Source organism: Mycobacterium sp., from assembly GCF_002863225.1.
Lineage (GTDB): Bacteria > Actinomycetota > Actinomycetes > Mycobacteriales > Mycobacteriaceae > Mycobacterium.
The window spans coordinates 20,028-41,676 of sequence record NZ_PKEK01000106.1; the positions used below are offsets into that span (position 1 = coordinate 20,028).

Below are 21,649 nucleotides of genomic sequence, written 5' to 3' on the forward strand. Positions count from 1 at the left end.
CTGCGGCTCCACCCCGTCCTGCAAAGATGGCGGGGTGGGTGCTTCTGATCTGACCAATCCGCGTCGAGTCGCGGTGCTCGCGGTGCACACGTCGCCGCTGGCGCAACCCGGCGTGGGTGATGCCGGCGGAATGAACGTCTACGTGCTGCAGAGCGCGTTGCACTTGGCCCGCCGTGGCGTCGAGGTGGAGATCTTCACCAGGGCGACGGCGTCGACGGATCCGCCCGTCGCGCGCGTGGCGCCCGGTGTGTTGGTGCGCAATGTCGTGGCCGGGCCCTTCGAGGGGCTGGACAAATACGACCTGCCGACACAACTGTGTGCGTTCACGGCCGGCGTGCTGCGCGCCGAGGCCGCCCACGAACCGGGTTACTACGACATCGTGCACTCGCACTACTGGCTCTCCGGTCAGGTCGGATGGTTGGCCCGCGACCGGTGGTCGGTGCCGCTGGTGCACACCGCGCACACGCTGGCCGCGGTCAAGAACGCGGCGCTGGCCGAGGGCGACACCCCCGAGCCGCCGCTGCGGACAGTGGGCGAGCAGCAGGTGGTCGACGAGGCCGACCGGCTGATCGCGAACACCGATGACGAAGCTGCGCAACTGGTTTCGCTGCACCACGCCGACCCGTCCCGGATCGACATCGCGCACCCGGGCGTCGACCTGGACGTGTTCCGTCCCGGCGACCGGCGTGCGGCGCGGGCCGAGCTCGGGTTGCCCGCCGACCGTGAGGTGGTCGCGTTCGTCGGGCGCATCCAGCCGCTCAAGGGGCCCGACGTGCTGCTGCGCGCGGTGGCTAAATTGCCGCGGGTGCACGTACTGGTGGCCGGGGGACCGTCGGGCAGCGGGCTGGCCGTGCCGGACGGACTGGTTCGGCTTGCCGCGCAATTGGGTATCTCTGATCGGGTGAAGTTCTTACCCCCGCAGTCGCGGGAAAACCTGGCCACCGTGTTCCGCGCCGTCGACCTGGTGGCGGTGCCGAGCTATTCGGAATCCTTCGGACTGGTGGCGCTCGAGGCTCAAGCCTGCGGCACACCGGTGGCTGCGGCCGCGGTCGGCGGGTTGCCGGTCGCCGTGCGCGACGGGGTGACCGGCACGCTGGTCGAAGGTCATGACTCCGACCGGTGGGCGCACGCCATCGATGAGACGTTGCGGCGTGACACCACCACGATGGGCCGTGCTGCGGTCGAGCACGCGACAGCGTTCTCGTGGGACAGCACCGTCGACTCGCTGCTGGCCAGCTACCGACGTGCGATCGACGACTTCGGCGCGCGGCGGACGGTTCGCGGTATGGCCCCGCCCCGTCGCTCCGCGCAGGCTGGATGGCGGCCGTCGCGGCGCAAGGCGCTGGCATGAGCACCAACGGAGACAGCGGCGCCCCAATCACGCACGTGCAGCGGCTGATTGAGGACACCCTCGAGACCAACGATCTCGAGTACAGCCGTCACGAGGGCGCGCACGGCGGTCTGCCCGGTCTGATCGTCGCCCTGCCCGGCGAGCGTCGGCTCAAGACCAACACGATTCTGAGCATCGGTGAGCACTCGGTGCGCATCGAAGCGTTTGTGTGTCGCAAGCCCGACGAAAACCACGAGGGCGTGTACAAGTTCATGCTCAAGCGCAACCGCCGGCTCTACGGTGTCGCGTACACCCTCGACAACGTCGGCGACATTTACCTCGTCGGCCGGATGGCGCTGGCCTCGGTGGACGCAGCGGAGATCGATCGGGTGCTCGGCCAGGTTCTCGAAGCGGTGGACAACGACTTCAATACGTTGCTGGAGTTGGGTTTTCGCTCGTCGATTCAGAAGGAATGGGAGTGGCGGGTGTCGCGGGGTGAGTCGCTGAAGAACCTCGAGGCTTTTGCGCACTTGATCGAAGACGACGATGCAGAGCGCGAAGCGCGATGAGGTGGGGGCACCTCCCGCTTGCGGGGGAGAGTCGAGCGTAGGGCTCGAAGACGACGACCAAGACGACTAGATCGCCACGGCCCGTAGGAACGCTTCGGCGAACACCTCGCAGGACTGATCCAGGTCGGGCAGTTCGACCTCCGGAATGCCCGCCGCGGCCGGACGGACCATGGTGTGGATGGCCATTGGTGCGAGCATCTGCTGAATCACCAAGGGCAGCGGTAGGTCTCGGATCCGCCCGGCGGCTATTTCGGTCGCCAGCCAGACGCCCACGCTGCCGAGCATGAGCGGCACGTGGTGCTGCAGCAGGGCCTGCACAGCGGGGTCGGTCGGACGGGCGAACGCTTCGGCGAGCATCGCCGGGGCCACCCGCGGTTCGCGACTCAGCGCCTCGGCCAGCGCCCGGTAGATCCGGTGAATGGTCTGGCCCAGTTCGGCATCGGGCTCGGACAGCACCTCGTCGAGATCCAGGATCGGGCTGTAGCGGTCGAACACCGCACGCATCAGCTCGTCTCGCCCGCCGAACACCGCGTACAGGCTGTGCACCGAGCAATCAGCTTGTGCGGCAACAGCTTCCAGAGTCGCCGCGATGAGTCCGCGACGGCTGATCAGCGTCGCCGCCGCCTGCACCGCACGCTCACGCACTGGTGGACGGCCACCGGGTTCGACACCGGCGGCCCGCACCGCGTCGTCCAGCAGCTGCCGGGTGCCGTTGAGGCGACGTATCAACGTGCTGCGCGACATCCCGGCCTCGCGGGCGATCGCGACCAGCGGCACGTCGGCGACATCCCTGCCGAGCGTCTCGGCGGCGCGCAATGCCGCCTCGACCACCTCGGCTGGGACATCGCGGACCGTTGGCGTCGTCATCTAGCTCATTGTCGTCGATGCCGTTTGAGAAGTCCGGCGGGCGAACGCCGGGGCGTGTTCGGGCCGGACGCCGACGCCCATGAACCGCGCCGGGATCGCGGACAGTTGCGGAAAGCGGGCCATGACACGTAGTAGTCCCGTAGGCGCCGGAGTGGTGCCGGCGTCCATCGCGCGCGACATGGCGGCGTGCAGGAAGCGTTGGAACGTCTGCGTCACCGCGGTCGGGAACAAGCGGCGTTGCTGCACAGCGGCCAGGTCCCGCGCCGTGACGCGGCGTTCCCGCAGCGGTGCGGCCAGCAGCCTGGCCGCCGCCACGGCGTCCTGGACGGCCATGTTGATGCCGACACCGCCGGCCGGGGACATCGCGTGGGCGGCGTCGCCGATGCACAACAGGCCGTCGGTGTACCAGCGGGGCAGCCGGTTGAGCCGGATGTCGAGCAGTTTCACGTCGTCCAGTTGCAGATTCCGCACAGCGTCGGACAGTTCGGGGATGGCGTCGACGATGTCGTCGCGCAGCGCCTCGATGCCGCGGGCCCGCAGCTGGGCGTCGGCGCCCTTGCGCAGGAAGTAGCCGGTCTGCAGATAATCCTCACGCGGAATGACACCGATGAACTGGCCGTCTTTGAACCGGGGCAGCAGGGTGTCCCCGACGCCGTCGGCCTTGGGCAGTCGGAACCACCAGATGTCGGCGTTGACCGGGTACTCCCGCGGGACGAGACCGGCCTCGCGACGGCACAACGACCACCGTCCGTCGCAGGCAATCGTCAGGTCGGCGCTCAGTTCGCCGGGCCCGTCAGGGCCGTCGTAGCGCACCCCGGCCACCCGGCCCCGCTCGAACAGCAGCCCCGTGACGTCGTAGTTCATCCGCAACGTGAACGTGGGCTCCTTCTTGCCGGCCTCGGCGAGCAGGTCGAGCAGATCCCACTGCGGGACCATCGCGATGTAGCGATGCGGAAGCCGCAGCCGGGTGAAGTCGATCAGCGGGGCCTTGCGTCCGTCGGGCAGATCAAGCCCCCAACCGGTGATCTTGGTGTGGGGCAGGGCGTCGAACTGCTCGAACAGCCCCAGCTCGTCGAGCAGTCGCAGCGTCGAGGGGTGCACGGTGTCACCCCGGAAATCGCGGAGGAAGTCCGCATGCTTCTCCAGCACGGTCACCTGTACGCCACCGCGGGCCAGCAGCAATCCGGCGATCATCCCGGCGGGGCCTCCGCCGACGATCACGCAGGTCGTCTTCTCGCTCATCGCATCCTCCTCACTTCGCTGTGATACTCGATTACGGCATAACTGTATCTCGGTATCAACTTTCAAGGAAGGGGTGTGAGCCGCCTCACCGCGAGCCGACACCGTGACCGGTGAGACCGGAGGGGGTGAAAGACTGACCGCTATGGGAGACGCTGCTGCGACGCTGGTTCTGCTCCGCCACGGCGAGAGCGAATGGAATGCCAGCAACCAATTCACCGGCTGGGTCGACGTCGATCTGACCGACAAGGGCCGCGGCGAGGCCGTCCGCGGCGGTCAACTGCTCGCCGAGCACGACCTGCTGCCGGATGTGCTCTACACATCGCTGCTGCGTCGCGCGATCACCACTGCGCACATCGCCCTGGACGCCGCCGATCGGTTGTGGATCCCGGTGCACCGCACCTGGCGGCTGAACGAGCGGCACTACGGCGCGCTGCAGGGCCTGGACAAGTCCGAGATCAAAGAGCGCTACGGCGACGAGCAGTTCATGACCTGGCGGCGCAGCTACGACACCCCGCCGCCGCCGATCGAGAAGGGCAGCCAGTACAGCCAGGACGCCGACCCCCGCTACGTCGACATCGGCGGCGGACCGCTGACCGAATGCCTGGCCGACGTGGTGGCCCGCTTCCTGCCCTACTTCACTGACGTCGTCATCCCGGACCTGCGGGTGGGCAAGACGGTGCTGATCGCCGCGCACGGCAACTCGTTGCGCGCCCTGGTGAAGTACCTCGACGGCATGTCCGACGACGAGGTCACCGGTTTGAACATTCCGACCGGAATTCCGTTGCGCTACGACTTGGACGCCGATATGCGTCCGTTGGTCGCCGGCGGCAGCTACCTCGACCCCGATGCGGCGGCGGCCGGTGCGGCCGCGGTGGCCAGCCAAGGCGGGAAGTAAGCGGTAATCCGCAGCAACTGGCAAACGGCGGGTGAACGGGCACCGAACACCTGTCTCGCGGTATGTGACATGACCGATTTTGGCCTTGTGCTGCTGGGTTGGCGTTCACCGGAATCGTAAGCTTTTCACGTGACCGTGTTCTCGGCCCTGTCACTGGCCGGGGTGTTGTTCCTAGCGGCCTTGGCCGCGGGAGTCGCCGTCGGTGCCCGCTGGGCGCCGCGGGCGATCGAGCGACGGCAACGCGTGACGGTCGAAGCCGCCGGAATCACCGTCGCGCAGATGCTGGAACGGATCGTCGCGCTGATGCCGCTGGGCGCCGCCGTCGTCGACCGGCACCGCGACGTCGTCTACCACAATGGACGGGCCAAAGAGCTGGGCCTGGTGCGCGAGCGTCAGCTCGATGACGAAGCCTGGAAGGCCGCCCGCAAGACATTGGCCGACGGTGCCGACGTCGAGTTCGACCTGCTGCCAGGCAAGCGCCAAGTACCGGGCCGGACCGGGTTGTCGGTGCACGGACAGGCGCGGCTGCTCAGCGAGGAAGATCGCCGGTTCGCCGTGGTCTTCGTCTACGACCACTCCGAATATGCCCGGATGGAAGCGACCCGACGCGACTTCGTGGCCAATGTCAGCCATGAGCTCAAGACGCCGGTCGGGGCCATGTCGGTGTTGGCCGAAGCCCTGCTGTCCTCGGCCGACGACCCCGAGACCGTCCGGCGGTTCGGCGAGAAGGTGCTCGTCGAAGCCACCCGGCTGGGCAGCATGGTCACCGAGCTGATCGAGCTGTCCCGCCTGCAGGGCGCCGAGCGGATGCCCGACATGGGTGCCGTCGACGTCGATGACGTTGTCGCCGAGGCGATTTCGCGGCACAAGGTGCCGGCCGACAACGCCGACATCATCGTGCGCACCGACGCCGCCAGCGGCCTGCAGATGCACGGCGAGCAGGCCCTGCTGGTCACCGCACTGGCCAACCTGGTGTCCAACGCGATCGCGTACTCGCCTCGCGGTTCGCTGGTGTCGATCAGCCGGCGCCGCCGCGGCGACAACATCGAGATCGCTGTCACCGACCGCGGCATCGGGATCGACCGCAAAGACCAGGAACGCGTCTTCGAGCGGTTCTTCCGCGCCGACAAGGCCCGTTCGCGCGCCACCGGCGGCACCGGACTCGGCTTGGCGATCGTCAAGCACGTCGCGGCCAACCACAACGGCAGCATCGGGCTGTGGAGCCAGCTGGGCACCGGTTCGACGTTCACGCTCTCGATCCCGGCCTACGCCGGCGAAATCGAGCCCGAAGACCTGCCCGAGCGCGAACCGCGCCCCATAAAGCCCTTACGGGAGCCACAACGAGAGGAAGAACTACACCGATGACCAGTGTGCTGATCGTGGAGGACGAAGAATCCCTGGCCGACCCGTTGGCGTTCTTGCTGCGCAAGGAGGGCTTCGAAGCCACCGTGGTCACCGACGGCCAGACCGCGTTGGCCGAGTTCGACCGTGCCGGTGCCGATATCGTGCTGCTTGACTTGATGCTTCCGGGTATGTCCGGGACCGACGTCTGCAAGCAGCTGCGGTCGCGTTCCAGCGTGCCGGTGATCATGGTGACGGCGCGCGACAGCGAGATCGACAAGGTCGTCGGGCTCGAGCTGGGCGCCGATGACTATGTCACCAAACCGTATTCAGCCCGGGAGCTGATCGCGCGGATCCGGGCGGTGTTGCGTCGCGGCGGCGACGACGATTCGGAAATCGCCGACGGTGTGCTGGAATCCGGCCCGGTGCGCATGGACGTCGAGCGCCACGTCGTGTCCGTCAACGGTGAGTCGATCACGTTGCCGCTCAAGGAGTTCGACCTGCTGGAGTACCTGATGCGCAACAGCGGGCGGGTGCTGACGCGTGGCCAATTGATCGACCGGGTGTGGGGTGCCGACTATGTCGGTGACACCAAGACGCTCGACGTTCACGTCAAGCGGCTGCGGTCCAAGATCGAGTCCGATCCGGCCAACCCGATCCACCTGGTGACGGTCCGCGGGCTGGGCTACAAGCTGGAGGGCTGAGGTCCTGTAGAGCTACGCCGACTGTGTAGCTTGTGACTGTCGTTCAGGCGAATCGCCAGTGAAGTCCTGCACAGTCGGCGTGGCCCGAAGTGCGGCCGCTACTCGGCGGCCCGGGTCGCCGGGTGCACGGCGATGAGGCCTAAACCGCTGCGGCGCTTACACATTGCGGCCAGCTCGGCATAGGCCTTCTCCCCGAGCAGCTCGGTAAGCTCGGGGCCCATGCTCACCCACACCTGGTCGGCTCCGACGTGGGCGGCCGGGTCGCCGGTGCAGTACCAGTGCAGGTCTGCTCCGCCGGCGCCCCAGCCGCGGCGGTCGTATTCGGTGACGGTGGTCTTCAGAATCTCGGTGCCGTCCGGCCGCGTCACCCACTCCTGGCTACGTCGAATCGGCAACTGCCAGCACACATCCGGCTTCATCGTGAGCGGCTGCACGCCGATCTGCAGCGCCTTCGAGTGCAGCGCGCATCCCTGGCCGCCTGCGAAGTCCGGTCGGTTCAAGAAGATGCAGGCGCCCTTGTATTTGCGAGTGCGGAACTGCTCTTCGCCCTCGTGCTCGTCGAGCTCGAGATAACCCTTGCGGCCCAAGCCCTTTTCGCGGAACTGCCAGTCGGCGTCGGTCAGCGTGGTGACCGCATCGTCGAGGCGGGCGCGGTCGTCGTCGTCGGACAGGAAGGCGCCATGGGAACAGCAGCCGTCGTCAGGTCGGTTTTCGACCGTCCCCTGGCAGGCCGGCGTGCCGAACACGCACGTCCACCGCGACAGCAGCCACGTCAGGTCGGCGGCGATCAGATGTTCGGCGTTGTCCGGGTCGTAGAACTCGACCCATTCACGGGCGAAGTCCAATTCGACTTCGCCGGGATGGTCTGGCTGCACAGTTTTAACGGTAGACCAATCTGCGGCCGGGCTGCTCGCACGCTCCGGTGCGTTTTGCCGGTTCCTCCTCGCGTCGCTCGCGGCGCGCATCGTCACCGGGCTGGCCCGATTGCCCGGTTCCTCCTCGCGTCGCTCGCGGCGCGCATCGTCACCGGGCTGGTCCGATTGCCCGGTTCCTCCTCGCGCCGCTCGCGGCGCGCATCGTCACCGGGCTAGCCCGATTGCCCGGTTCCTCCTCGCGTCGCTCGCGGCGCGCATCGTCACCGGGCTAGGTTGTGTCTCGTGCGATTAGGTGTGCTCGACGTCGGCAGCAACACGGTCAACCTGCTCGTGGTGGATGCGCGCCGCGGCGGGCACCCGACGCCGATGAGCTCCACCAAGGCCACGCTGCGGCTGGCCGAGTCAATCGACAACTCCGGCAAGATCACCCGCAAGGGCGCCGACAAGCTGATCGAGACGATCGAGGAGTTCGAGAAGATCGCCGACAGCTCCGGCTGCGCGGAACTCATGGCGTTCGCCACCTCGGCGGTGCGCGACGCGAAGAACTCCGACGACCTGCTTTCCCGCGTCCGCAAGGAGACTGGCGTGCAGCTGCAGGTGCTGCGCGGCGTCGACGAGTCGCGGCTGACCTTCCTGGCGGTTCGCCGCTGGTACGGCTGGAGTGCCGGGCGGATCATCAACCTCGACATCGGTGGTGGGTCGCTGGAGCTGTCCAACGGCGTCGACGAAGAACCTGAAGTTGCGATGTCGCTGCCGCTGGGCGCGGGCCGGCTGACCCGCGAGTGGCTCAGCGACGACCCGCCCGGACGCCGGCGGGTCGCCATGCTGCGCGATTGGCTGGACGCCGAACTGGCCGATGCCGCCGCCAAAATGCTGGACGCCGGCAGCCCCGACCTGGCTGTGGCAACCTCGAAAACGTTCCGCTCGCTGGCCCGTCTGACCGGAGCGGCGCCGTCGGCCGCGGGACCGCGGGTCAAGCGCACTCTCACCGCCAATGGCCTCAGACAACTCATATCTTTCATCTCTAGGATGACGACCGCTGACCGTGCAGAACTGGAAGGGGTGAGCGCCGAGCGAGCGCCGCAGATCGTGGCAGGAGCTCTGGTCGCAGAGGCAAGTATGCGAGCGCTGTCGATTGAAACGGTGGACATCTGCCCGTGGGCGCTACGGGAAGGTCTGATTTTGCGCAAACTCGATAGCGAAGCCGACGGAACCGCCTTCGTCGAGACGTCCGTGCGGGATGCTGGTAGCCAGCGAGCCAATCGGAATGGCGGCAAGAAATGACCGGACCCAACGACACCACTCGACCCATCTCGGTCGCCGAACTGCTGGCCAAGAACGGCACCCACGGGGCCCCCGCCCCGGCACGCCGTCGCCGCCGTCGTGGCAACTCCGACGCGGTGACTGTCGCCGAATTGACCGGCGAGATTCCGATCATCACCGACGACACCGATCCCGACGCCGAGCAGCACCAGGTCCCCGAATCGCGCGCGCACCGGGCCAACGGGTCAGCCCGTGTCTCGCCGGCCCCCCTGGTCGAAGACGACGAGGTCGAGGCGCCCGCCGAGGAGCCGGTGGAGAAGGCGTTCTGGTCCGAGCCCGAGCCGCGGTGGCCGGCATCGGCTCCGCCGCGTCCGCGCGAGGCGTCGGCCACGACCCGCGAATCGCGACCGCTGCGCAGCTCCTATCCGCGCCCGCAGCGCAGGCCCGGGCGCGCCGAAGCTAATCGTCCCGAGCCGCGTGAGGACAAGCCGGTCGACCGGTCCGGTGCGGAGGGGATGAACCCCGATCCGATCGAGGACTACGCGGGAATGTCGGTCGACGTGATGGACACCGACGTTCGCGACGCCGATTCGTCCCTTGAGGACTCGGCCTACGTTCGCTCATACCTGGGGTCGTCGGCCGGCAAAGGCGATGCCGAATCGTCCTCTGGAACCGGATTTTCCGATATCGACGATGCCGCCGAGGACGAGCACTACCTGGACGACGGCGAATTCGGCGACGGCCACACCTGGTCGCGGTCGGACAGCATGCGGTTCACCGGAGCGGTTGTGCTGCAGTCGTTTTTGGCGGTCGCGTTGGGGGCCGGCCTGTTCATCGCATTCGACCAGCTGTGGCTTTGGAACAACATCGTCGCGCTGGTGCTCTCGGTGCTCGTCATCCTCGGCCTGGTGGTCGGCGTGCGGGTGGTGCGAAAGACCGAGGACATCGCTAGCACGCTGATCGCAGTCGCGGTGGGGGCGCTGGTCACGCTGGGGCCCCTAGCGTTGTTGCAATCCGGCTAGCGCCCAACAGAATCCACGTGCGCCCCGCTATCAAGGTCGGCTTGTCGACGGCCTCGGTCTATCCGATGAAGACCGAGGCGGCATTCGAGTACGCAGCCGACCTCGGCTACGACGGTGTCGAGCTGATGGTGTGGGGCGAGTCGATCAGCCAGGACATCGATGCGGTGGCCAAGCTTTCCCGCAAATACCGGGTACCGGTCCTGTCGGTGCATGCGCCGTGCCTGCTGATCTCGCAACGCGTCTGGGGCGCCAATCCGATCGCCAAGCTCGACCGCAGCGTGCAGGCGGCGGAGAAGCTGGGCGCGCAGACCGTCGTCGTGCATCCGCCGTTTCGCTGGCAGCGCCGCTACGTGGAGGGCTTCACCGAGCAGGTCGCCGAATTGGAGTCCTCCAGCGATGTGCTGGTCGCCGTCGAGAACATGTTCCCGTTCCGGACCGACCGGTTCTTCCCGGGCCAGACCATCGAGCGAATGCGCCGCCGCGGCGGTGGGCCCGGACCGGGCATCTCGGCGTTCGCGCCGTCCTATGACCCGCTGGACGGCAACCACGCGCACTACACACTGGACCTGTCGCATTCCGCCACAGCGGGCACCGACGCGCTGGACATGGCCGAGCGGATGGGTTCGGGCCTGGTGCACCTGCACCTTTGCGACGGCACCGGCCTGCCGGCCGACGAGCACCTGGCGCCGGGTCGCGGTACCCAGCCGACCGTCGAAGTGTGCCAGTTGCTGGCCGCCGGCGACTTCGCCGGCCACGTCGTGCTGGAGGTGTCCACGTCGTCGGCGCGGTCGGTGCACGAGCGTGAAGCCATTCTGACCGAGTCACTGCAATTCGCCCGCACGCACCTGTTGCGTTGAAAGACACGTTGACAGACACACAGACAGGAGCGGCGGATTTGACCGCCGGTGACGATGCAGAGCGATAGCGATGAGGAGGAGCGGCGGATTTGATTGCCCCATTCACCGAGGCGATGCAACTTCGCGAAGTCGAAACCGACGGCGTACGCAGCGTCTACGAGGCCGAGCTGAACAAGATCTGGACCATCGGGCCCAAAGTGCACGGCGGAGTGATGGTCGCGCTATGCGCCAACGCCGCTCGCAGCGCCCACGGCGGACCCGTTGAGCCGGTTGCGGTGTCGGCGAGCTTTCTGTCCGCGCCCGACCCGGGCCCCATGCGGCTGGTCACCTCGATGCGCAAGCGCGGACGCCGGATCAGCGTGTTCGATGTCGAGCTGATCCAGGGTGACCGCGCCGCGGTGCACGCCGTGGTCACGCTGGGGGAGCCCGAGCACCTGGCGCCGCCGCTGCTGTCGGGCAATCCGGTCGTCGGCCTGATGGACCCGGACCCGCCCGACGACCTGCAGCCGGTAGCGCCCGGGCACCGGCTGTCCGGGCTGGCGCACCTGGCCGAGGGCTGCGAGGTTCGGACGCTGCCGTCGACGCTGGGCATCTCCACCGACGGCCGGCCGCCGGTGATCCAGAACTGGGTGCGGCCGCTCGACGTCGCGCCCGACGTGCTGTTCGCGTTGATGTGCGGCGACATCTCGGCGCCGGTGAGCTTCGCCGTCAACCGCACCGGCTGGGCGCCCACCGTGCAGCTGACGGCCTATCTGCGGGGTCTGCCGGCCGACGGCTGGCTGCGGGTGGCGTGCACGTGTGTGCAGATCGGCCAGGACTGGTTCGACGAGGACCACACCGTCGTCGACTCGACCGGCCGCATCATCGTGCAGAGCCGCCAGCTGGCGATGGTGCCCGCTCCCTAACCGCCCGCGCCCTCACCCCGAAAGTCACACGCGTCTGCCATGCTGAGCGACATGGCCAGAATTGCGCTCGTCGGTGGGGGAAGCATGGGCGAGGCCCTGCTGTCGGGCTTGCTGCGGGCCGGTCGGCAGGTCAAGGACCTGGTGGTAGCCGAGAAGAGCCCCGACCGCGCGCGGTACCTCGCTGACACCTATGGCGTGCTGGTCACGTCGCTGCCCGATGCGGTGGAGAACGCGACGTTCGTCATCATCGCCGTCAAACCCTCCGACGTCGGTTCGGTCGTCGGCGAGATCGGCAAGGTTGCCGCAGCGGCCGCGCACGACAGCCCGGATCAGGTGTTCATCACCGTCGCGGCCGGGGTGACGACGGGTTACCTGGAATCCAAGCTGCTGGCCGGTACCCCGGTGGTGCGGGTGATGCCCAATGCGCCGGCGTTGGTCGGCGCCGGGATCAGCGCCATGGCTGCGGGCCGTTTCGCGACCCCTGAGCAGCTCAAGGAGGTCGCAGCGCTGTTCGACTCGGTGGGGGCGGTGCTGACGGTCGCTGAGGAGCACATGGACGCCGTCACGGCCGTCTCGGGATCGGGGCCGGCGTACTTCTTCTTGATGATCGAGGCGTTGATCGACGCCGGGGTCGGTGTGGGACTGAGCCGCGCGGTGTCGACCGAGCTGGTCGCGCAAACCGTTGCGGGCTCGGCGGCGCTTTTGCTGGACCGTATAGAACAGGACCGTGAGACGGGGGCTGACGCGCGGCGAGACCTGTCGCTGGACACCACCGCCGCGCGGCTGCGCGCCATTGTTACCTCTCCCGGTGGCACTACTGCCGCTGCGCTGCGAGAATTGGAAAAACATGGTTTGCGAGCGGCGGTGGACGAGGCGGTACAGGCGGCAAAAACCCGCTCTGAGCAGCTAAGAATTACATCTGAGTAATTTATAGAATTTTATTTAATTGCCACCACCCGTCGCAATAACCACACTAGTCCCGCTATTCTCCTTGTTGGTATGCACCTGTTGGTGCCAGCGGAGGGGAAGCCGCTGGGACTGCAGGAGCCTGACGATTGGGTTGCGATGACGTCTATGAACGGGCCATCGGCTGGCGGTAAGGCGGGACGAGACTCTGGGTCCGCCGACGGCCAGCAGCCCCGGACGCAATTCCTGACCGTTGCGGAAGTGGCAGCACTGATGCGGGTCAGCAAGATGACGGTCTACCGGCTGGTTCACAACGGTGAACTGCCCGCGGTCCGCGTCGGGCGTTCCTTCCGCGTACACGCCAAGGCCGTGCACGACATGCTGGAGAGCTCCTACTTCGACGCTGGCTAGCGTTTCGGTGCGGCTCATGCAGCGCCCGCACGCCTCGACTCGTCGGGTGCACCCGGGCGCGAGGTGCCGCGTCGGCGTGTGCCGATGACGCTGCGCCGCAATCGGGTGCCGGTACCGGCTTTGGTGTTGGACCTGCCGAGCCGGGTAGAGTGACCGGGTTATTGCATATGCCCGGCCACAGCGGACTCGGGCAGTCCAGCACAGATAGCGGAGTTATGGGTTCAGTAATCAAGAAGCGGCGCAAGCGGATGTCGAAGAAGAAGCACCGTAAGCTGCTCCGCCGCACGCGAGTGCAGCGTAGAAAACTCGGTAAGTAACTTTCGCTTGCGGGCTGTTGTCGTTCGCAGCCTGTGCCGCGCTAGCGCGAGATCGTTAGGCTGATCAGGTGGACTCGTCGGGCGGTCAATCAGGGACCGGCACCGAAGCTGCGGGGTACCCGAAGGTTGTGCTGGTCACCGGCGCATGCCGTTTTCTCGGTGGCTATCTGACGGCGCGGTTGGCGCAGAACACCGCGATCGACCGGGTCATCGCCGTCGACGCCGTCGCACCCAGCAAGGACATGCTCCGGCGGATGGGCCGCGCCGAGTTCGTCCGCGCCGATATCCGCAATCCCTTTGTCGCCAAGGTGATTCGAAACGGCGACGTCGACACCGTCGTTCATGCCGCAGCGGCCTCGTTCGCGCCGCGAACCGGTGGCGGGGCGGCGCTGAAGGAAATCAACGTGCTGGGCGCGATGCAGCTGTTCGCCGCGTGCCAGAAGGCGCCGTCGGTGAAACGCGTCGTGCTCAAGTCCACGTCGGAGGTCTACGGCTCCAACCCGCACGATCCCGTGCTGTTCACCGAGGACAGCAGCAGTCGTCGTCCGTTCCGCGAAGGTTTTCCGAAGGACAGCCTCGACATCGAGGGCTACACCCGCGGGCTCGGCCGTCGCCGACCCGACATCGCGGTGACCATTCTGCGGCTGGCCAACATGATCGGCCCGGCGATGGAGACCACGCTGTCGCGCTACCTGGCCGGGCCGTTGGTCCCGACTGTGCTGGGACGCGACGCGCGGTTGCAGTTGCTGCACGAGCAGGACGCGCTCGGCGCCCTGGAGCGAGCCGTCATGGCCGGCAAGCCCGGGACGTTCAACATCGGCGGCAGCGGCATCATCATGCTGTCCCAGGCGATCCGACGGGCCGGCCGAGTTGCCTTGCCAGTCCCGGGATTTGGTCTCTCGGCGCTGGATTCGCTACGTAAGGCGAACCGGTACCTGGAGATCAATCGCGAGCAACTCGACTATCTGCGCTACGGCCGCGTGATGGACACCACACGGATGGAAAAAGAGCTCGATTACCACCCCAAGTGGTCCACTGCGGACGCTTTTGACGATTACGTTCGCGGCCGAGGTTTGACTCCCATTATCGACCCCGAATGGGTACGCTCCATTGAAGGACGGGCCGTATCCGCAGTGCAGCGCTTTGGCGGCCGAGCCAAAATCAATTGAGGCGAAGGGAGGGTTGGTTCAATGGCGGGCGATTCGAAAGCGAAAGTTATTCCCCTGCACGGCAATTCAGGCCGTGCGGCGGCGCAGCGCCGTGCAGGCCAACGCACCCAGACTTCTCGTCAACATCCATCCCTGCTCTCCGAGCCTGAATCCCGGGCGACCGACGACGAGATCGCTGCCGTCGTACGCGAAATCGATGAGCACCGACGCGGTGCGGGTGCTCGATCGGCCGCCGAGCAGGCTCCCAACGAGCTCGCCCAGAAGGTCAGTTCGGTCGCCGACTTTCTGCGTCAACGGCTCGCCGGCGACTATCGCGTCGACGAGTTCGGCTTCGATCCGCACTTCAACGATGCGATCGTCCGGCCGCTGCTGAGGTTCTTCTTCAAGTCGTGGTTCCGCGTCGAGGTCAGCGGCATCGAGCACCTGCCTGACACCGGCGCAGGCCTGGTGGTGGCCAACCATGCCGGCGTTCTGCCGTTCGACGGACTGATGGCCTCGGTTGCGGTGCACGACAAGCACCCCGCGCATCGGGACCTGCGACTGCTGGCCGCGGACATGGTGTTCGACCTGCCGATGGTGAGCTCTGCGGCGCGCAAGGCCGGTCACACGATGGCGTGCACTGCCGACGCGCACCGGCTGCTGGCCGCCGGCGAGCTGACGGCGGTGTTCCCCGAGGGCTACAAGGGTCTGGGCAAACGCTTCAAGGACCGCTACAAGCTGCAGCGGTTCGGCCGCGGCGGTTTTGTGGCGGCCGCGCTGCGGGCGAAGGCGCCGATCATCCCGTGTTCGATCGTCGGGTCGGAGGAGATCTACCCGATGCTGACCGATGTGCGGATGCTCGCCCGGGTGTTCGGGTTGCCGTACTTCCCGGTCACGCCGCTGTTCCCGCTGGCCGGGCCGGCTGGACTGGTGCCGCTGCCGTCCAAGTGGCACATCGCCTTTGGTGAGCCGATCGACACCGCGCACTACGAGGGCGCGGACGCCGAAGATCCGATGGTCACCTTCGAACTGACCGACCAGGTGCGTGAGACCATCCAGCAGACGCTGTATCAGCTGCTGGCTGGCCGCCGCAATATGTTCCTCGGTTGATTACTCAGCCGGCTTGACCATGGTGAACTGCGCCACGTCGCAGGCGCCCTCACGGAACAGGTTGGCGCACCCCGTCAGGTACTTCATGTAGCGCTCGTAGACCTCTTCGGACTGGATCTTGATGGCCTCGTCCTTGCGGGCCTCCAGCGCCTCGGCCCAGAAGTCCAGTGTCCGCGCGTAGTGCTCCTTCAGCGGCTGGACGCGGGTGATCTCGAAACCGGCCTTGGTGGCGTGGTCTTCGACGATTGCGACGGTCGGCAGGCGGCCGCCGGGGAAGATCTCGTTCATCATGAACAGGGCGAACCGTGCCCGGGTCATGGTCAGCCGGATGCCGCGGTCTGCCAGCTCCTCGTCGCTCGGGACGACGATGGTGTGCAGCATCATCGTGCCGCCGGCGGGCAGCGCGTCCCACGCCATTTTGAAGAAGTCGTCGTAGCGCTCGAAGCCGAAGTGCTCGAAGGCGCCGATCGAAACGATCCGGTCGACCTTGTCGTGGAACTGCTCCCAGCCATTCAGCAGAACTTTCCGGGAGCGGGGGGTGTCCAGCTCGTCGAACGATTTCTGCACGTGCTCGGCCTGGTTTTTGGACAGCGTCAGGCCGATCACGTTGACGTCGTACTTCTCGATGGCGCGGCGCAGCGTGGCCCCCCAGCCACAGCCCACGTCGAGAAGCGTCATTCCGGGCTCCAGGCCGAGTTTGCCGAGAGACAGGTCGACCTTCGCCTGCTGCGCTTCCTCGAGGGTCATGTCGTCGCGCTCGAAGTAGGCACAACTGTAGGTCTGGCTCGGGTCGAGAAAGAGCCGGTAGAAGTCGTCCGAGAGGTCGTAGTGCGACTGGACGTCGTCAAAATGCGGTGTGAGGTCGGTGCTCATGGTTGGGTTCTCCCCCTGAAAGGTTCCGGCTGACCCTAAGCGCCAGCACGAATAGAAGCAATTGCTGCGATTGTCGCCTCGGCGTTCGCGTCCGGGTTTGACGACTCGCCGAGCATCGTGACGATGCTGGTGATGACGGGTCCGCCGTCGGCGTCTGTGACTTCGCTGCGGATCTCGGCGATCACCGTGCCGTGCGACTCGATGACGGAGTCGAGGTAGGTGTCGAAGTAGAGCCGGTCGCCGACCATGATCGGCCGGTGAAAGATGAATTTCTGGTCGCGGTGCAGCACCCGGGCCAGATTGATCGGGATGTCGAACTTGGTGAAGACGTCCAACTGGACGCGGTGCCCGGCGACCGCGAGGAACGTCAGCGGAGCCACCGGGGTGTCGTAGCCGTATTCGGCGGCGGACTCCTCGGAGTGGTGGGCCGGGTGATCGTTGCTGATGGCCTCAGCGAATTCGCGAACCTTCTCGCGACCTACGTCGAAGTAATCGGGGTAGCGATAATGCGTGCCGATCAGGCCTTCGGTGCCTGCGGGCAATGACATGCGCTGCTCTCCACTCGTATCAGTCCTCAGCGGCGCAGCCTATCAGCGTGATTGCCGCCGAGACGCCACCGCAGCCAGTGCGCCGCCCGCCGCGCCCAGAGCCAGAGCCGACGGTACGCCGATCCGGGCGGCCTTGCGGGCGGTCCGGAAATCACGGATCTCCCAGTCGTGCTTGCGTGCATAGTCACGCAAGGCGGCGTCAGGATTGATCGCCACGGCCGTGCCGACGAGGGAGAGCAGCGGCACGTCGTTGTAGCTGTCCGAGTAGGCAGTACAGCGTCTGAGATTGAGTCCCTCGCGGATGGCGAGCGAGCGCACCGCGTGCGCCTTGCCCGGCCCGTGCAGGATGTCGCCGACCAGCCGTCCGGTGAACACGCCGTTCTCGGATTCGGCGACGGTGCCCAGCGCGCCGGTCAATCCGAGCCGGCGGGCGATGGTGATCGCCAGCTCGTAGGGCGTGGCGGTGACGAGCCAGACCTGCTGACCGGCGTCGAGGTGCATCTGCGCCAGATCGCGGGTGCCCTCCCAGATCTTGTCGGCGATGATCTCGTCGTAGACCTCTTCGCCGAGCTGCAACAATTCGGCGGTGGGTCGGCCCTCGATGAATGCCAGCGCCTTGCGACGGCCGGCGGCGACGTCGTCGCTGTTCTCTTTGCCGAGGACCTGAAACTTGGCCTGCGCGTAAATGAATCCGAGCACGTCGCGGTAGGTGAAGTACTTCCGGGAGGCCAGACCGCGGCCGAAGTGCACCAGCGATGAGCCCTGCACCAACGTGTTGTCGACGTCGAAGAAGGCCGCGGCGGTCAGATCGACCGGTGGTAACTCGGGCTTTTCGCCGACGCTGTAGTCGGGCCGTACGTCCGCCAGCGCCCGCTCGGCGCTGGCGTTGGCGGCCAGCGTCTCATATCGCTGCTCAGCGGGGGTGGGTTCTGCGTTAGGGCCGGGTTCTTCGGTGCCCGGGCCGCCGGGAGCGGTCACGGGTTCACACTATCCGGCCCTGGGGTGGCGGGTCGGGGTTGGCGGCTAGGTCTGCTGGTCGGGTCACCGGGGCCGACGATGTCGTCCCAGAACAGCGGTGACAGCTGCTTCACTCAACGGGCGCCGACGAGGTCAATACGTGTGGAAGTCGCATCGACGGAGCTCACGCGCTTCTGTCAATTCCTCGCCAGTCGGCCGCAAAGACCCGGCTTTCCAAGGCGTCGACAGGGTATTTCGACGACTTTCGGGCATTATCTTCCCCTAATGGGGGCGGTCGTAGTTACTGCATCCACCAGCGACGTTTCGTTATCTCGGAGTACCTCGATACCGGCCGGGCCTATGGGTGAGGAGGTCATCGTGCTCTCGTCGCCGGCACGCCTCGGCAAATTGTGCAGCTAGCTCCTCGTTCTCGACAAAGGCGGAGTATTGCTGATCATCGAGCCAATAGGTTTCGATGTAGTCGACCATCGGGTTCGACACGGGTATGCCTAGCACGTGGCGCCTCGACTCGGGGTCCCTACCAAGCCAGTAATCGTTCTGGTCGGAGAAGAAGCTCAGCTCGTATGCCATTCATTCCCCTCCGAAATCGTTGAGATCGATGATCGTCAAGTCGGTCGACGGAACCTCGGAGCCGTCAATCACCGCCTCCGGCAACCCTTCTGGCAGAAGGCCACCGGGGATCCAGTACTCGTTAGCCCCTGCCTCGTTGCCAGATGGGATCCTTATATTGTAATTCTCGAGTTCGCCTATATCGATTCGGATCACTTCGAAGTCTCTGAAATAGCCTTCCGGCAACCCAAGCACCTGTTCGATGTCGCCGAGGCTGCCCGCCTTCGCAAGTTCTTCGACCTCACTCGTGGGAAATACGAAGGAGGTCCCATCGCGCTGCCCAATGCCAAACCGGTCGAAGTTCTCCTGCAACATGAATCGCGTTCCACCACCGTCGAATTTCTGCAGGTGCCGTTCGATGTATTCCTGCGACAAATAGTCGGACGGATCGGGACGACTGCCTTTCGGTAAGGCAAGGATCTCGTCGCGCTTTTCGTCGGAAAGTCCCGACGAGTGGGAATCGTTCCCGCCACTACTGTTTTCTGTGGGTGGCGGCGGGTGGTGTGTCGTCGGGGGCGCGACAGCTGAGGACGTCGACGGCGAGCTTGCTACCCCTGGCGGTCCGTCACCCGGCCTGTCCGGCTGCGTGACCGCCGAAGGCTGATGGAGTGCCGGCTCGTGACCAGCGCCAGGTTGAGCCACTCCGTCTCCGGGCCTGGGAATTGGAGTGGCCGTCGGCTTTTGAACAGCCGGGGTCTTGGACTCGGTGTCACCGTAAGGCGGCAGGGTGGTGCCGGCTTTCGGTGCGGGCGCCGGCTGTCCACCCCTCGGTGGCTCGTTCTTCGGTGGCGGGTTGTCGTGCGGCGCAGGGTTGGGCAGCCGCGCTGGGTTGGGCAGGTGCAATCCTTTGGGTGCTTCGACGAGGTCGCCGGCGAGACCGCCCATCTTGCTGAGCTTCGACAGGGGACCGCCGGGCAGCAGCAGCGTTCCGAGGTCGAACAGAGATTCGCCCGTTGCCTTCAAGGGGTTGGTAGCCCAGTCGTCCCAATGCACGACGTCTTTGCCGAGCCCCTTCCACGCCTCTTCGGCCTTTTGCTCGCCGTCCAGTCCGGTAAGCGTTTCGAGGTTTTCGAGCGCGCCAGATAGCGAGTGCAAGAAGCCCTTTGGATCGATCACTGCCCGCAGCGGGTTGAGCGTCCACATCCCCTTGACTGCGCTCTCCGCTTCGGAGACGACACCGCCACAGATCCGCCCGAACTGGTCGATGGCCCGACCTACATCGGTGGCGTGCAGGAAGTGATCCCATTCTTTCTCGGCGTAATGCGCCATGGTGGTGAGGATCGTGGCCGCTTGGGTGATCGTGCGCGCGATCTGCTGTCGCAGTGCATCGACTTCGGCAGTGAACTGATTGACGATGACGCGAATATCGTTGGCAATCCTCTTGATTTCGTCTTCGTCCTCGTGGGAGAGGATCTCCCAGACTTCCTTGATCCCGGTCCAGGGATTGCAGATTCGAGATAGCAGGTCGATGATCGCCGCGTGGACTGTGTCGATCTTCGATGCATACGTGGTGAGCTGAGCGGCGATGTGCGTGCACTGCTGCAGAATCGCTGACGCGCATCGATGAGTTTCGCCGAATGCCGCAGCGATGGCTGGGCCTTCTGGAATCTGTTGAGCCGCAATGCTACACATCGGTCCGAGCGTGCCGGTTATCTCGTTGACCTCGAAGTTGGTGCCGGCATTGATCCACGCCGCCGCCGCGCCGCGGAGCTTGCCGGAGTTTCCGGTCGGCCAGATCATCCCGATGTATTTGGACACCCAACCCCACCCGGCCGGGACACCGACGCCGCAGCCCACCGACGACGGCGTCGAACCTGTCGAGATGGCACCGGTGGAATGCGGACCGGGAAGGGCGTGCCGGTGGCCCGAGATATTGGAGTTGGCCTCCGCGATCGAATAATTTCGTGCCGATACCCGCACGCCATCGCCCAGGCGGCACAACCCGTTTCGGGTCGTCGTCATCGCTTCCAGCAGTTTGGATGCTGATCTGTCGTAGCTGTGACCGAAAGCCGCGCCGGCGGGATCGTCGCCGGACATCGCGCCGCAGCCGGCAAGCGACGAGGTGAGCGAATTGATCGTCGATCCCATTCCCTGGCCAATCGAAATGACCGAGGAGCCGGCGCTATCGAGTGCCTCAGGGTCGACCGCGAGCGGGGGCATCAGTTCAAAGCCACATGGCCGAATTCGTCGCCATGGCCTGGGTGTAGTTGTGGTGCGCGGTGCTGCCAGCGCTCTGTAGGTGGTTCAACGCCTCCCGCATTGTCGCTTCGCCGTGCGTCCAGTGGCGGTGCGCCTCGGCATGCGCTGCGGCCGCCCGGCCCGACCACGTCAGGTGTAAACGGGTTACCAGCGAGTCGATTTCAGCTACGACACTTTCGGCGTGCTGCAGAAATTCACCCATCCGTTGCGTCGCGTCAGCCAGGGCTTCCGGGTCGACGGAGAACGGGTCAGCCACGGTAGACGCCGTTCACCGTCTGGCTCGACGTGCAATCCAGATTGTCGAATTCGAACCCGGTGACACCGATCCCCTTGGCAAGGGTGGACAACCCCTGCTGCACCTCACCGGCACCGCGATGCCATGAGTTCCATGCCTCGCCGTAGGCGCCACCTGCGCCGCCCTGCCAACCGTCGAGCAGGTCGCGTATGTGACCGTCCAGCTCGGCGAGGCGGGCTCGTAGATCTTTCGCGGCACTCGACAACGACTGGGCCGCAACGCTCATGGCCTCGGGTGCGACCCGTACCGTCTCGTCGTGAGCCATAGCGGTAAAGCTAAGGGCCGCGAACGGTCGGCACAATTCACCCTGAGTCGGGTGAACGGCCTAGGAGTTGTTGCGGGCGCTCTCGTCGTTTTCGTCGTCGCGTTTGTCTTCGGGCGCCAG

The 21,649-nt window shown here is 66.1% G+C and carries 22 protein-coding genes and 1 pseudogene; 14 read left to right on the forward strand and 9 right to left on the reverse strand.

Going from position 1 to position 21,649, the window contains the following annotated elements:
* Positions 1–34 precede the first annotated feature (34 nt).
* Together mshA and CYU59_RS28125 are read left to right on the forward strand one after the other, a co-directional pair.
* Positions 35–1,351, forward strand: a complete 1,317-nt coding sequence (mshA, locus tag CYU59_RS28120) for a D-inositol-3-phosphate glycosyltransferase (RefSeq protein WP_293004581.1) — start codon at positions 35–37, stop codon at positions 1,349–1,351.
* A pseudogene (locus CYU59_RS28125) lies at positions 1,348–1,969 on the forward strand (YbjN domain-containing protein). The gene mshA and the pseudogene CYU59_RS28125 overlap by 4 nt, the downstream one beginning before the upstream one ends.
* On the opposite strand, the gene CYU59_RS28130 reads toward CYU59_RS28125, so the two are convergent.
* Together CYU59_RS28130 and CYU59_RS28135 are read right to left on the reverse strand one after the other, a co-directional pair.
* The gene (locus tag CYU59_RS28130; protein ID WP_293004582.1) at positions 1,966–2,766 is read right to left on the reverse strand and encodes a TetR/AcrR family transcriptional regulator; all 801 of its coding nucleotides are present in this window, start codon (positions 2,764–2,766) and stop codon (positions 1,966–1,968) included. The pseudogene CYU59_RS28125 and the gene CYU59_RS28130 sit on opposite strands and share 4 nt — an antisense overlap.
* Complete coding sequence (locus CYU59_RS28135; RefSeq protein ID WP_293004583.1) at positions 2,767–4,008, reverse strand: FAD-dependent oxidoreductase; 1,242 nt, start codon at positions 4,006–4,008, stop codon at positions 2,767–2,769. It lies immediately after the preceding gene.
* A 142-nt stretch (positions 4,009–4,150) separates the two neighbouring features.
* Here CYU59_RS28135 and CYU59_RS28140 point away from each other — a divergent pair, with 142 nt between their 5' ends.
* The 3 genes from CYU59_RS28140 (at position 4,151) to regX (ending at position 6,948) form a co-directional block, all read left to right on the forward strand.
* Positions 4,151–4,903 carry a phosphoglyceromutase gene (locus CYU59_RS28140; protein ID WP_293004585.1) on the forward strand — a complete coding sequence of 251 codons (753 nt, stop codon included), beginning with the start codon at positions 4,151–4,153 and terminating at the stop codon, positions 4,901–4,903.
* 129 nt (positions 4,904–5,032) lie between these two features.
* Positions 5,033–6,268 (forward strand): ATP-binding protein, encoded by a 1,236-nt coding sequence (locus tag CYU59_RS28145; RefSeq protein WP_293004587.1) that lies wholly within the window; start codon positions 5,033–5,035, stop codon positions 6,266–6,268.
* On the forward strand, positions 6,265–6,948 hold the full coding sequence (gene regX, locus CYU59_RS28150) for a two-component sensory transduction protein RegX (protein WP_293004589.1): 684 nt from the start codon (positions 6,265–6,267) through the stop codon (positions 6,946–6,948). Before CYU59_RS28145 ends, regX begins: the two co-directional genes overlap by 4 nt.
* A 98-nt stretch (positions 6,949–7,046) precedes the next feature.
* On the opposite strand, the gene CYU59_RS28155 is transcribed toward regX, so the two are convergent.
* Positions 7,047–7,823 (reverse strand): hypothetical protein, encoded by a 777-nt coding sequence (locus CYU59_RS28155; protein WP_293004591.1) that lies wholly within the window; start codon positions 7,821–7,823, stop codon positions 7,047–7,049.
* Positions 7,824–8,105: 282 nt separating this feature from the next.
* On the opposite strand from CYU59_RS28155, the gene CYU59_RS28160 reads away from it, so the two are divergent.
* The 9 genes from CYU59_RS28160 (at position 8,106) to CYU59_RS28200 (ending at position 15,762) form a co-directional block, all read left to right on the forward strand.
* Positions 8,106–9,107, forward strand: a complete 1,002-nt coding sequence (locus CYU59_RS28160; RefSeq protein WP_293004593.1) for a Ppx/GppA phosphatase family protein — start codon at positions 8,106–8,108, stop codon at positions 9,105–9,107.
* On the forward strand, positions 9,104–10,108 hold the full coding sequence (locus tag CYU59_RS28165) for a hypothetical protein (RefSeq protein ID WP_293004595.1): 1,005 nt from the start codon (positions 9,104–9,106) through the stop codon (positions 10,106–10,108). Before CYU59_RS28160 ends, CYU59_RS28165 begins: the two co-directional genes overlap by 4 nt.
* Before the next feature lie 17 nt (positions 10,109–10,125).
* Entirely contained in the window at positions 10,126–10,965 is an 840-nt protein-coding gene (locus CYU59_RS28170) for a sugar phosphate isomerase/epimerase (RefSeq protein ID WP_293004596.1), read from the forward strand.
* 89 nt (positions 10,966–11,054) lie between these two features.
* Positions 11,055–11,870 (forward strand): thioesterase family protein, encoded by an 816-nt coding sequence (locus tag CYU59_RS28175; RefSeq protein ID WP_293004598.1) that lies wholly within the window; start codon positions 11,055–11,057, stop codon positions 11,868–11,870.
* Between the two features lie 51 nt (positions 11,871–11,921).
* Positions 11,922–12,797, forward strand: a complete 876-nt coding sequence (gene proC / locus CYU59_RS28180) for a pyrroline-5-carboxylate reductase (RefSeq protein WP_293004600.1) — start codon at positions 11,922–11,924, stop codon at positions 12,795–12,797.
* 138 nt (positions 12,798–12,935) lie between these two features.
* A complete protein-coding gene (locus tag CYU59_RS28185; protein WP_293004602.1) occupies positions 12,936–13,187 on the forward strand; it encodes a cell division/environmental response transcriptional regulator in 252 nt (83 codons plus the stop codon).
* A gap of 215 nt (positions 13,188–13,402) precedes the next feature.
* A complete protein-coding gene (locus CYU59_RS28190) occupies positions 13,403–13,504 on the forward strand; it encodes an AURKAIP1/COX24 domain-containing protein (RefSeq protein ID WP_003402602.1) in 102 nt (33 codons plus the stop codon).
* A gap of 68 nt (positions 13,505–13,572) precedes the next feature.
* Positions 13,573–14,673 (forward strand): SDR family oxidoreductase, encoded by a 1,101-nt coding sequence (locus CYU59_RS28195; protein WP_293010323.1) that lies wholly within the window; start codon positions 13,573–13,575, stop codon positions 14,671–14,673.
* 21 nt (positions 14,674–14,694) lie between these two features.
* The gene (locus CYU59_RS28200; protein ID WP_293010325.1) at positions 14,695–15,762 is read left to right on the forward strand and encodes a lysophospholipid acyltransferase family protein; all 1,068 of its coding nucleotides are present in this window, start codon (positions 14,695–14,697) and stop codon (positions 15,760–15,762) included.
* Here the strand turns inward: CYU59_RS28200 and CYU59_RS28205 are convergent, their stop codons facing one another.
* The 6 genes from CYU59_RS28205 to CYU59_RS28230 form a co-directional block, all read right to left on the reverse strand.
* Positions 15,763–16,635, reverse strand: coding sequence for a cyclopropane mycolic acid synthase family methyltransferase (locus CYU59_RS28205; RefSeq protein WP_293010327.1), 873 nt, complete (start codon positions 16,633–16,635; stop codon positions 15,763–15,765).
* A gap of 35 nt (positions 16,636–16,670) precedes the next feature.
* Positions 16,671–17,183 (reverse strand): MaoC family dehydratase N-terminal domain-containing protein, encoded by a 513-nt coding sequence (locus CYU59_RS28210; RefSeq protein ID WP_293010329.1) that lies wholly within the window; start codon positions 17,181–17,183, stop codon positions 16,671–16,673.
* Positions 17,184–17,225: 42 nt separating this feature from the next.
* The gene (locus tag CYU59_RS28215; RefSeq protein ID WP_293010343.1) at positions 17,226–18,080 is read right to left on the reverse strand and encodes an HAD-IB family hydrolase; all 855 of its coding nucleotides are present in this window, start codon (positions 18,078–18,080) and stop codon (positions 17,226–17,228) included.
* Positions 18,081–18,731: 651 nt separating this feature from the next.
* Positions 18,732–20,528, reverse strand: coding sequence for a hypothetical protein (locus CYU59_RS28220; RefSeq protein WP_293010331.1), 1,797 nt, complete (start codon positions 20,526–20,528; stop codon positions 18,732–18,734).
* Between the two features lie 406 nt (positions 20,529–20,934).
* Positions 20,935–21,225, reverse strand: a complete 291-nt coding sequence (locus tag CYU59_RS28225; RefSeq protein WP_293010333.1) for a WXG100 family type VII secretion target — start codon at positions 21,223–21,225, stop codon at positions 20,935–20,937.
* Complete coding sequence (locus CYU59_RS28230; RefSeq protein WP_293010335.1) at positions 21,218–21,529, reverse strand: WXG100 family type VII secretion target; 312 nt, start codon at positions 21,527–21,529, stop codon at positions 21,218–21,220. The genes CYU59_RS28225 and CYU59_RS28230 overlap by 8 nt, the downstream gene beginning before the upstream one ends.
* Positions 21,530–21,649: the final 120 nt, after the last annotated feature.